General features: G+C 33.2%; 9 protein-coding genes. All 9 read right to left on the reverse strand.

The annotated features are described in order from the left end of the window. Nucleotides 1-21: 21 nt before the first annotated feature. Nucleotides 22-1,020 (reverse strand): mannose-1-phosphate guanylyltransferase, encoded by a 999-nt coding sequence (locus DRF57_RS06880; protein ID WP_084085220.1) that lies wholly within the window; start codon nucleotides 1,018-1,020, stop codon nucleotides 22-24. Continuing rightward, complete coding sequence (locus DRF57_RS06885; RefSeq protein ID WP_115917607.1) at nucleotides 1,020-3,380, reverse strand: GumC family protein; 2,361 nt, start codon at nucleotides 3,378-3,380, stop codon at nucleotides 1,020-1,022. The genes DRF57_RS06880 and DRF57_RS06885 overlap by 1 nt, the downstream gene beginning before the upstream one ends. A gap of 70 nt (nucleotides 3,381-3,450) precedes the next feature. Further along, a complete protein-coding gene (locus DRF57_RS06890; protein WP_115917609.1) occupies nucleotides 3,451-4,743 on the reverse strand; it encodes a nucleotide sugar dehydrogenase in 1,293 nt (430 codons plus the stop codon). An 85-nt stretch (nucleotides 4,744-4,828) separates the two neighbouring features. Beyond that, entirely contained in the window at nucleotides 4,829-5,647 is an 819-nt protein-coding gene (locus DRF57_RS06895) for a polysaccharide biosynthesis/export family protein (RefSeq protein WP_115917611.1), read from the reverse strand. A 37-nt stretch (nucleotides 5,648-5,684) separates the two neighbouring features. Next, complete coding sequence (locus tag DRF57_RS06900; protein WP_115917614.1) at nucleotides 5,685-7,613, reverse strand: polysaccharide biosynthesis protein; 1,929 nt, start codon at nucleotides 7,611-7,613, stop codon at nucleotides 5,685-5,687. A gap of 128 nt (nucleotides 7,614-7,741) precedes the next feature. Beyond that, nucleotides 7,742-8,878, reverse strand: a complete 1,137-nt coding sequence (locus tag DRF57_RS06905; protein ID WP_115917616.1) for a DegT/DnrJ/EryC1/StrS family aminotransferase — start codon at nucleotides 8,876-8,878, stop codon at nucleotides 7,742-7,744. A gap of 27 nt (nucleotides 8,879-8,905) precedes the next feature. After that, nucleotides 8,906-9,364 (reverse strand): regulatory protein RecX, encoded by a 459-nt coding sequence (locus tag DRF57_RS06910; RefSeq protein WP_174772365.1) that lies wholly within the window; start codon nucleotides 9,362-9,364, stop codon nucleotides 8,906-8,908. Between the two features lie 59 nt (nucleotides 9,365-9,423). Continuing rightward, a complete protein-coding gene (gene glyA, locus DRF57_RS06915; RefSeq protein ID WP_047488328.1) occupies nucleotides 9,424-10,689 on the reverse strand; it encodes a serine hydroxymethyltransferase in 1,266 nt (421 codons plus the stop codon). Between the two features lie 364 nt (nucleotides 10,690-11,053). Beyond that, a complete protein-coding gene (locus DRF57_RS06920; protein ID WP_115917618.1) occupies nucleotides 11,054-11,959 on the reverse strand; it encodes an NAD(P)/FAD-dependent oxidoreductase in 906 nt (301 codons plus the stop codon). Between the last annotated feature and the right edge of the window lie 140 nt (nucleotides 11,960-12,099).

Raw genomic sequence — 12,099 nt, forward strand, 5'->3', positions numbered from 1 at the left:
TTACAACCTTTATTTTCTAAACTATGTTAAATCTGATTTTTCTTTTTCTAAAGTTTCGTATATATATTTTACGTCTTGTGAGTTTTCTTTATTTAAAACCAATATAGCATCTTTAGTATCCACAAGGATGGAATTTTCAAGACCTATAAATTGAACAAATTTTTCTCCATCTCCTATGTACATATTTCCATTTTCATCAACTGGATAATTATTTCTTATAAGATAATCGTAAAGAGAATCGAAAGCTCCTAAATCTGACCAAAAGAAATCTGATCTTACCATTTTAATTTTTTTACTTCTTTCCATCACCGCATAGTCAATACTTTTGGATGGAATAAGCTTCATAAAATCTGGTTTTATAGCTGCATTCTCGGTTTTATTCTCCCAGGCATTTTTAGCAGATACGAATATTTCATGATCATACAAAAACAATTCATCAAGCATTGTTTTTGCTTTAAAACAAAACATACCACTATTCCACATAAATCTACCACTTTTAACAAACTCAATAGCAGTTTCTCTATTAGGCTTCTCCCGGAATCTCAATACATCATCCCCTTCATATTCAATATAGCCATAACCTGTTTCCGGTCTTATAGGATTTATCCCGAATGTTGCTATAAATCCTTGCTCAGCAAATGAAATAGCATTCTTAATTGCTATTTCATAAACATCGTCATCATCAATTATATGATCAGAGGGTGTTACTAATAAAACATCATCTTCATCTGCCGCAAAACAAGCCAAAGCAATAGCTGCTGCAGTATTCCTAGGTAATGATTCTGTAATCGATAAAACGGGTAAGTCTAAATTTTTAAGCCATTTCTCACCAATTTTAAAATTTTCAGAATTTGATATAACAATTAAACTATCAACAAATTTTTTATTTCTATTAATGGTTAAATTAAACAAAGAGTTTCCCTGAAACATTTCAAGATACTGTTTGGGATTTTGTTTTCTGGACAACGGCCAAAGCCTGGAGCCAACCCCTCCACTTAAAATTACATTTTTTATAGACATTATTTATTAAATATTTTTTGCCACCATTTCATTTCTTCTGCATTATATCCATATCCATATTTATTTCCATACCCTAAGAAGTCTTTACTTACATCATTTAAAACAAATGCAACATTTTTAATTTTACTCGAATTAATATTACTATTAGCAAATTCAATTAAGGCTTTTTCTGTATAAGCAGATCTGGAAACGTATAATGTCACGTCAGCAAGTTCAGCAATAAGGAAGGAATCAGTAACAAGCATAAGAGGAGCTGTATCTAATATAATATAATCATAATTACCTTCAAGTTCTTTGATTAGTTTTTCATATCGCCCATTTGTAAGAAGTTCTGTAGGATTCGGAGGAATACTTCCAGAATAAATTACATCCAGATAAGGGTTAAATGTTGATACGTGTACAATATCCTCTACTTTTGTTTTATCATCGTATAGATATTCAGTAAGTCCTAGTAATCCTTTTCTTGCTGTATTATATCTTTGAAGCTGAGGATTTCTAATATCAGATCCAATAATTAATACTTTTTTATTAGGAGTAGCTAATGTAAGAGCCAGATTTACCGAAATAAATGTTTTTCCTTCACCTTTTACTGTGGAAGTTACAAAAACAATTTTTGCTTCTTTCTTTTTAGGTAACATAAAATTCATATTGGTAATAAGAATCCTGAATGCTTCTGCCAATGGGGAAAGATCATTAAGTTTTACCAATTCATCCTGCCCTTTATTTAAGCTAGGAATTTCTCCAATTACAGCCTTACCATGAGAAAGAGTTTCTAAATCATGCTTAGATTTAATTTTATTATTTAATAACTCTTTAAGATAAATTAATAATAAGGGAATAAGTAGGCCAACAATCAATGCACCTCCTAAATAAACAATTTTTTTAGGAGCTACCGGCTTTAGAGAAGCATATGCATAATCTACAATCCTTGCTTTATCTGCGGTGACAGCCAAAGAAATAGCTGTCTCTTCTCTTTTCTGTAATAGAAGTAAATATAAGTTTTCCTTTATCTGTTGTTGTCTCTCAATACTTCTAAATATCTTCTCCTGAGCAGGAATCTTTGTAATTTTTGAACTAATCTTATTTTGCTCTCCTTCATATTGGTTTTTAGCTAATTGAATTCCTGTTCTGTTTTTAATAAGGCTTTCCATAACAGAGCCTTTTAAAGACGAAATCTGTTTATTAAGATCGATAATTAGTGGGTTTTGAGGAGTTGCATTTTCTAATAAACGGTTTCTTTCCAGTACCAGCTGATTGTATGCAGAAATATTAGCTGTAGCAGTAGTATTATTTAAACCAATATTGGTAGGCAGAACCTGACTATTATTTTGTCTACCCATAAAATCAATCAATGTATTGGTCAGTTCAAGCTGAGATTCCAGGTCAATCTGTTTTGCTCTTGCTTCTGCAGAAACTTCAAGATTAATTTTAGCTTCTGTTACCAGATCAGTAATCTGATTATTTGATTTGAACTTTTCCTTTTCATTTTCTACCTGCCCCAATTCATTCGAAATGATATTGATTCTATCATCTATAAAATCTTTTGTTTTTTTTGATTCTGAATTTTTATCTGAAATAGCTTCGTTATTATAAGCCTCTACTAATTTGTTTATTAGATCTTTGGCTTTAAAAACATTGGCATAGTTAAGGGATAATCCAATTACTGTAGCATCTTTATTTACTAACGCCACATTTAATATTTTCTGTAAATTATCTACGGCACCATCGACCGTTGAATAAGTCATATAAATATCCCTTATTTCACCAGCTTCGAATTTATTGAACTGGGAATTTTTCAATATCATTATATTAGCATAAGGAAGACTTATAATTTTATTAAATTGAGTTTTAACCTCAGGTAATTCATCGCTAGATAATGTTATATTATCACCAGAAATTTTTATTAAAACAGGTTTTTTAGGTCCTTTTGTAAAGGCCTTTTCATTAACTACTTCAATAATAATAGGAGATGTGCTTTTGTAAAGTTCTTTTTCTGTTAAGCTATATTCTGTGTAAACCGAAGTTTGTAATCTTAACTGCTTTACAACTTCCTGCATTAACTTTTTAGACTTAAAAATTTCTATTTCATTCTCTATACTATTGGTTCCCATACCCCCCAGACCCGACAGATCCTGAAGAACACCAAAATCCCCCGCTACAGAAGGCACTTTTTTAGCGTCCTTAATAAGCACCGAAGACTTGATACTATATATTGGCGTAGCTAACTTTAAATAGAAATAAGTAATAACCAAAGAAAATATAGGGACAATAACAAACCACAGCCAATTTCTTAAATAGGGTTTAATTATTTCCTGAATATTAATTTCTTTTTCCGATTCTTCAATAACTGGATTATCCATTATTTAATTTTAAATTTTACAAATTATTCTGTTAAAAAACAACAGATATTTATTAGTTTTATTATTTTAGTTATAGTCTAGCATCTACTAAACTTCTATCGATACAAGCTTTAGTGTCAAAGATAACGCTATCTTTCTTCTTTAGTTTTTCAAAATCTAAGGTAAGAAATTCTTTATGGGATACAGCAACTATAATAGAGTCATATTTTTTATCTTCCGGAAGCTGGTCAAGAATACTTATACCATATTCATGTTCCACCTCGGATTTATTTACCCATGGATCAAAAATATCAACTCCAATTCCGTAATCTATTAATTCATTATAAATATCAATGACTTTGGTATTTCTAACATCAGGACAATTTTCCTTAAAAGTCACTCCTAAAATTAGCGCATGTGAACCTTTAATAACATTGCTTTTTGCTATTAATAATTTCACCACTTTTGAAGCTATAAACTTTGCAATTGAGTCGTTTACTCTTCTACCGGATAAAATAACATCCGGATGATATCCCAATTGCTCTGCTTTATGCGCTAAATAATATGGATCTACAGAAATACAGTGACCACCTACTAATCCAGGTTTATATTGTAAGAAATTATACTTTGTACCAGCAGCTTCCAGAACATCGTGAGTATCTATTCCCATCCTGTCAAAGATAAGAGCTAACTCATTCACAAAAGAAATATTCACATCTCTTTGGGCATTTTCAATCGCTTTAGATGCTTCAGCAACTCTTATGCTGGGAGCTTTATGGGTACCTGCTGTAATGATTGTTTTATATAGATGATCTACTTCTTCTGCAATTTGAATAGTAGATCCTGAAGTTACTTTCTTTACACTTGTCAAAGTGTTTATTTTATCCCCAGGATTAATTCTTTCTGGAGAGTATCCTACAAAAAAATCTTCATTGAATTTTAACTGAGAATACAGTTCTAATATCGGAACACATTCCTCCTCTGTACAACCGGGAAAAACAGTAGATTCAAATATAACAATATCTCCTTTTTTTATAATCCCACCAAGCATTTTTGATGCTGTAAGTAACGGATTTAAGTCAGGAGCATTATATTTGTCTATGGGAGTTGGTACAGTGACTATAAAAATATTACAGTCTAAAAGTTCTTTCAGTTCGCTTGTACCATGATAACCTATACTTCCGCCAGATTCTTTATAGGAATTTAAGCCATCATTAAGCTTATGGAGATCCGCTTCCTGTGTTAAATCGTAGCCATTATTAAGCTGGTTAATTCTGTCTGCATTAATATCAAAACCCAAAACCGGATAATGACCTGCAAACTCCAAAGATAAAGGTAACCCTACATATCCTTGCCCAATAACAGCTATTTTATATGATTTCATTTCTTTGTGATTTTATTAGAAGAGCCTTTATCTTTACTTTATAATACAATTTATGTAAAGTTGCATTTATAGATATATAATACTCTTACTTTTTAAACAAACCAACCACTACGGCAAGTGCAGTGACAATAACAGAAGCTGCTGTCAGATAAATCGCTGTATTAGGGTTTTGCTTAGAAGCTATGTCTCTTGCTTTATTTGACGGAACAATAACAGCATCCCCTTGCTTCAAGTTAAAATATGGGGAATTAATAAGGTTAGCGTCCTGTAAATTAATTTTACCATGGGTAACTGTTCCGTTTTCAGTTCTTATTACTAAAATATCAGTCCTTTTACCATACATGGTTAAATCCCCTGCTAGTCCTAAAGCATTGAGGATAGTAGCCTGCCCGTTAGATATGGTATAGTCTCCCTGTTTATTAACCTCACCTAAAACTGTTATTTTAAAATTAGCAAGTCTGACACTTATCGTCGGATTTATAACATATTGGCTTACTTTATCCTTTACTTCATTTTTAAATTCTATAAGTGATTTACCTTTTGTATCAATCTTACCAAGTACAGGAAAATCTATATTCCCTTCAGTGTCAACAATATATGTGGGTCCGGAAATGGTTGTCATCCCTTGGTTAGGAGTATTTCCTCCAGCAAAATTATTTGTTTGAACGATTTCAGAAGAAGAATAGTTTTGATTGAATGGTTTTACTACATCCATATCTTTTGCAGTAATCAAAACCACTAATTGATCACCAGTTTGTATAGTAGAATTAGAATTTTTAGCAGATGATTCTATTGCAACATTTTCTATATTCTGCATATAATTTAAATCATTCTGGGCATTTTCCTTTACCTTACATGATACTAATAAGAATACAAAAAATATCCCTAATATTTTACTTTTCATATTTTAAAATTGTGCAAATATACACTTATATTTTTTTCTATTTATCTAAAACCTCGTAGATTGAATTATTGCTTATAAATTCAGGAACAATGAGTTTTAAAATTTTAACGACCTCTACTTTCTCTTTATTGACAGAAGCCTCCCCAATCAAATGAACAAGACTCTCTATTTCTGAAAATGACATGGTAGGATCTTTGGAAATCATAATCTTTTCATTATGGGTAGGGAGAGTTTTTGCATTGTCACTCAACAGCTCTTCGTATAGCTTTTCTCCCGGTCTAAGTCCTGTGTAAATAATCTTAATATCAATATTGGGTTCAAATCCTGATAATTTAATCATTCTTCTGGCCAGATCAAGAATCTTCACTGGCTCACCCATATCGAAAACAAAAATTTCACCTCCCTGTCCCATTGTTCCGGCCTGAAGAACCAGTTCACAAGCCTCTGGAATGGTCATAAAATATCTTACAATATCAGGATGAGTGATTGTTACAGGTCCTCCAGCTTCAATCTGTTTTTTAAAATGTGGAATAACAGAACCGTTTGACCCCAGAACATTCCCAAATCTTGTGGTAATAAACTTCGTTGAATTTCCCTCAGCATGTTGTAAAGACTGAACAAATAATTCTGCAGCTCTTTTAGAAGCTCCCATTACATTAGTAGGGTTTACAGCTTTATCCGTAGAAATCATCACGAATCGGTTTACTTTGTAACGACTGGATAAAACAGCAATATTTTTTGACCCTAAAACATTTACACGAATTGCTTCATTAGGATTGTCTTCAACAAGAGGTACATGTTTATAGGCTGCAGCATGGTAGACCATTGAGAAATTATACATTTCGAATAACGGCTCAACCCTATGTATATTGGAAACATCTGCCAAAACAAATTTAAACCTGATATGAGGAAACTTATCTTTCATTTCAAGCTCAATATCATATAACGGCGTTTCAGCCTGATCTAACACCACGATTAAAGAAGGTGTAAACTGAGCAACCTGTCTTACAATTTCGCTGCCGATAGAACCGGCACCACCAGTAACCAGTACATTTTTACCATAATGTCTGCTTTTGACTTCTTCGTTTTCAATTTTTATAGGCTTTCTGTTAAGTAAATCTTCAATTTGAAGATTTCTGATTGATCCTCCCAGATCACTATCTCTTAGTTTTTGTACAGAAGGAGCTTTAAAAACATTCAGATCTTTTTCCAGAAATAAATTCACCCAGGAATTCATCTCATCCTTAGCCATCATTTCTTTTACAATAATAACTCCGTCAACAAGAAGGTCATCTTTGGTATTTTCTTCAATTTTTTCTTTTGCATAAATAGGCTTCCCTAAAAGCGACGCCCTTTTCGAGTCCGTTCTTTGTGTCAAGAAACCTACAACCTGGTAAGGAAGGTTAGGATTATCCAGAATAGCCCTTGCAATAGCAATGGACTGTTCATCAATCCCCAACACAAGGATTCTTTTTTTCAACGTACTTCTCCTATATTCTCTGACAATATGAAAGAATTCTTTGACATAGAGTCTAAAAAGAAATAATCCCATAAAGGATATAACAAAGTATAAAACTAGATAGGGGGTTAAAATGAATTTCCCTCCGGTAATCCAGAAATACATCAGATTAATTGTCGCAACGACAAATAATGTAGAGAAGCAGGAAACAAGAAGTTTAAATAAGTCTATAAATGTGGAATGTCTGATAATCCCTGCATATGTTTTAAAAAAATACATAAATGCTGTATTTACCAAAATGATAAAAGCAAAAACAATACTTTTCTCTTCATGATAAATAAACTCTTTTTGGGTAATTTTTTCAATGATATACGTAGAAAGAAATAAGGATACTACCAAAATAATAATATCTATTACGAGTATTATCCATCTGGGAAGATATCTTACATCTGAGAGATTGACAACATTATCTCCTCCAAATATTTTTTTTCTAAGAGAGTTATACATTGTCTTGATTGGTGTTCATATGTTATTAAATGTGGTACAATTTCTAGCCGCTTAATTCAACTCACGTTGAATCATTCGTGCAAAATTAAAATAAAATATCATCAATATCCTAAATCTAAAAAATAATTTTACTTTCTTAGATTTTTAAGGACATCTGCAATTCTATTTTTATCTTCAGCAGAAAGATTGGTCCCTGACGGCAAGCATAAACCCGCTTCAAAAAGCATACCACAAATATTATTTCCAAAAAACCTATACCCTTTATATAAGGTTTGCAAATGCATAGGTTTCCATAAATATCTGGTTTCTATATTATTCTCAGAAAATATTTTTTTTAATTTTTCTTTTGTCATTCCATAATTATTTCCTCCAATGGTGACAGTGTTCAACCAATAATTAGAGAAAAAATCTTCACTTGGTTCTTCCAAAAGATGGATGTTTTCATCTTTTCCAAGGATATCCTGATAAAACTCATGGTTTTCTCTTCTCTTGGATACCCTGTCTTCTAAAACATCCAATTGCCCTATTCCTATCCCCGCAGAGATATTACTCATTCTATAGTTATATCCTATGTCTGAATAGCTGTAATACTCTTTATTTTCGTTGGCCTGGGTAGAAAAAGAAAGAGCCCTTTCTTTATTCGTCTTACTTCTCGATATTAAAATTCCTCCACCTGAAGTAGTAATAATCTTATTTCCATTAAAACTAATCACAGACAAATCTCCAAATGTTCCACAAGGTCTATTTTTATAAGTACTGCCCAGAGCTCCGGCACTGTCTTCAATAACAGGAATTTCATATTTCCTGGAAATCTCAAGGATGTCATCTACCATAAATGGCATTCCATATGAAGAGACAGCAATGATTGCCTTCGGCTTCTTGCCTTGCTGCAGACAATATTTAACAGCATCTTCCAAAGCATTGGGACACATATTCCAAGTAGAAGCTTCACTGTCTACAAAAACAGGAATTGCTCTCTGATAAAGTATAGGATTAGCAGAAGCTACAAAAGTAAAGGACTGGCAGATCACGAAATCACCTTCTTCGACATTCAAAAGCCTCAATGCAAGATGTATTGCCGCTGTCCCGGAAGACAAAGCTGTCACGAAGGAATCTTTGCCAAAATAATTTTCAAGTCTTTTTTCAAACTCATCTATATTTGAACCGTACTGAGAAACTCCGTTTGTATCCAATGCAGTCTGTATATATTGCAGCTCGTTACCTCCTAAGTGCGGAGGTGACAGCCAGATCTTATTCTTTTCCAATTTGTGTGTTTTTTGTTTAGTTTATGTTTATTCAAAAATATCATTTATTTTCTCATATTCAAAACCTCTGCTCATTAAATATTTTATAGTTTTTGATTTTCTCTGATATTCCTTAAGTCCTGTCTGTTTAGAGAAGTAATCTTCGTAGATTCTTGTAATGGTTTTCACGTAATCATCTTCATAAATTTCGTCAAAACACATATTGATCAGTTTTTCAGAAATCTGTTTCTGCTTAAGATTCATTTTGATTTTATTCTTCCCCCAGTGCTTGATATAAAACTTCCCTCGGATATAACTTCGTGTAAACCTTTCTTCGTTCAGATAATTTTCTTTCAGAAGATACAATATAATTTCCTCCTTTGCCTCCTCAATAAGCAAAAATTCTCTCATTTTCTGCTCTACCTCAGCATGACATCGGTCCTGATAAACACAATAGTTCACCAATTTCATTTTAATTTCATCAAAAGTAAAAGATTTCTTTTCCATATTTACAAAAAAAAGAATGAGCCGTTGCTCATTCTTTGTATTATATTGTTTCTGTTATATTAATAATTGAATAGAGCTTTTCCTTCCATTAATTCATTAACCTTCTTTCTTACAGATCCAAGAACCTCTTCATTTTTAATATTGTCTACCACATCAGAAATAAATCCGGCAATGGTATCCATATCATTTTCCTTAAGTCCTCTTGTTGTAATCGCTGCTGTTCCTAATCTGATACCAGATGTTGTAAATGGTGATTTGTCATCAAAAGGAACCATATTTTTGTTACAAGTAATATCGGCAAGAACTAATGCTTTTTCAGTTTCTTTACCATTTACTCCCTTATTTCTAAGATCTACAAGCATCAGGTGATTATCTGTACCTCCGCTCACAATGTCAAATCCTCTGTCGATCATTGCTTTGGATAACGCCTGAGCATTTGCTTTAACTTGCTTTGCATATGTCTCAAACTGTCCATCTATAGCTTCTCCGAAAGCTACTGCTTTACCGGCAATCACATGCTCCAAAGGCCCTCCCTGGATTCCTGGGAATACAGCTCCGTCCAATACCTGGCTCATCATTTTAGTTTCTCCTTTTGGAGTTTTGTGACCATATGTATTTTCAAAGTCTTTCCCCATCATGATCATTCCTCCTCTTGGACCTCTTAATGTCTTGTGCGTAGTAGTCGTTACTACGTGACAATGCTCAAATGGTGAGTTTAATAATCCTTTAGCTACTAATCCTGCAGGGTGTGCTATATCTGCCCAAAGTGTTGCTCCAATTTCATCTGCGATTTCTCTGAATTTAGCATAATCAAGATCTCTTGAATATGCTGAGAAACCTGCAATCATCATTTTGGGTCTTTCTCTTAAAGCGACTTCCCTCATTTGGTTATAATCAATAAGTCCTGTTTCTTTTTCTACACCGTAAGAAACCACTTCGTATTGAATTCCTGAAAAATTCACTGCAGAACCATGAGTAAGGTGTCCTCCCATTGAAAGGTCCATTCCCATAATTTTATCTCCAGCTTTCAAAACAGCAAGATAAATGGCAGCATTGGCCTGAGAACCTGAATGTGGCTGAACATTCACATAATCTACTCCGAAAAGTTCTTTTGCTCTGTTGATGGCTAATGTTTCAACCTCATCTACCACTTCACATCCCCCGTAATATCTTTTTCCGGGATATCCTTCAGCATATTTATTTGTCAGTACACTTCCCATTGCTTTCATTACGTTTTCAGAAACAAAATTTTCTGATGCGATAAGCTCTAATCCATGGGCTTGTCTTTGTCTTTCCTTTTCAATCAGGTCAAAAATAATATCCATTTTACTTTTAGTTTTTGAAATTTTTCACCCCAAATGTACGGAATTTCCCTTGAGATTTTGGTATCAAATCATATGATTTTTAGCCCCTAAGTGTTGTAAAACCTTATCGGGAATATATAATTATAAATTTCCAGCCCTAAACCGGTGACCATAATTTTTAACCCAATTACAAGCTTTCCAAAAATAAAACTCTGTTGTGATTGCATCTGAGAAACAAGTATTCAACAATTTTTTTATTCTTTACCTCTTGAAAAATGGAGGCTATACAGAAGGACAACTCGTTAACGAAAATAACTTTCCATTACAAAATTTCACAAAAATTCCCCATAGAGCTGTTATAGAGAAAGTAATATCTGGAAACTTGTTAAAATTCTTCTTCCGAAAGTTCTTTATTGGCAATAGCTCCGGCAAAATTACCTTGTGCAACAGCATTGGCTACAGACCTCATCATGGTAACATTATCTCCACAGGCGAAAACACTGGGAACATTTGTTTTCTGCATAAAATCTACCTTTATAAATCCTTGCTCCGTTAATTCGACCCCCAAATCAGCCGAGACATTCAGATGTTGTTCAAAAGGTATTTTAGCGTATAAAGCTTTTAATGAAACCGTTTTTCCGTTTTTAAAAATCATGTTCTGAATATATCCGTTCTCATGTTCTATACTTTGAACTTCATCTTCATTGATGTTAATTCCATTCCGATTCAATTGGGCGACCTGCACCGGGGTGAGCTTAGTTTTCCCATTGGTAAACAAGGTTAGCTTTTTAGTTAGGTTATAAACCAGTTTTGAAAATTCAAAAGCCATCTCCCCATCTGCAAGAATTCCTGTTACCTCATCTTTTACTTCATAACCATGACAATATGGACAGTGTATTACGGAAATCCCCCAACATGCTGAAAATCCAGGAATATCAGGCATCAGGTCTTTCACTCCGGAAGCAAGAATAAGTTTTTTAGCCCGGAAAACCCCATTATAAGATGATTCTACTTTAAAACCTTCAATTTCCTTAGTTATTTTCACAACGGTACCATTATAGAATTCTACAGTATGATAGGCTTTCACCTGCTCCCTTGCTGCATCTGAGATTTCTTTAGGAGTATTTCCATCATGCGTAATAAAGTTATGTGAATGTGGAGTTTGTCTGTTGCAAGGTCTTCCATTATCTATGATTAAAACATTTCTTAAGGATCTGCCCAGAGCCATTCCTGCTGATAATCCGGCATAACTCCCTCCTATTATGATGACATCAAATTTTTTATGTTCCATCTGCTTATTGCTTATTGCTTATTGCTTATTGCTTATTGCTTATTGCTTATTGCTTATTGCTTATTGCTTATTGCTTATTGCTTATTGCTTATTGCTTATTGCTTATTGCTTATGCAAAGTTAAAACAAAAAACTTTAATG

Origin of the sequence: Chryseobacterium rhizosphaerae, assembly GCF_003385455.1 — a bacterium.
Lineage (GTDB): Bacteria > Bacteroidota > Bacteroidia > Flavobacteriales > Weeksellaceae > Chryseobacterium > Chryseobacterium rhizosphaerae.

Excerpts from the sequence above, each read along its gene's own strand:
- DRF57_RS06880 (WP_084085220.1), bottom strand. The coding sequence starts at position 1,020 with ATGTCTATAAAAAATGTAATTTTAAGTGGAGGGGTTGGCTCCAGGCTT.
- DRF57_RS06885 (WP_115917607.1), bottom strand. The coding sequence starts at position 3,380 with ATGGATAATCCAGTTATTGAAGAATCGGAAAAAGAAATTAATATTCAG.
- DRF57_RS06890 (WP_115917609.1), bottom strand. The coding sequence starts at position 4,743 with ATGAAATCATATAAAATAGCTGTTATTGGGCAAGGATATGTAGGGTTA.
- DRF57_RS06895 (WP_115917611.1), bottom strand. The coding sequence starts at position 5,647 with ATGAAAAGTAAAATATTAGGGATATTTTTTGTATTCTTATTAGTATCA.
- DRF57_RS06900 (WP_115917614.1), bottom strand. The coding sequence starts at position 7,613 with ATGTATAACTCTCTTAGAAAAAAAATATTTGGAGGAGATAATGTTGTC.
- DRF57_RS06910 (WP_174772365.1), bottom strand. The coding sequence starts at position 9,364 with ATGGAAAAGAAATCTTTTACTTTTGATGAAATTAAAATGAAATTGGTG.
- glyA (WP_047488328.1), bottom strand. The coding sequence starts at position 10,689 with ATGGATATTATTTTTGACCTGATTGAAAAGGAAAGACAAAGACAAGCC.
- DRF57_RS06920 (WP_115917618.1), bottom strand. The coding sequence starts at position 11,959 with ATGGAACATAAAAAATTTGATGTCATCATAATAGGAGGGAGTTATGCC.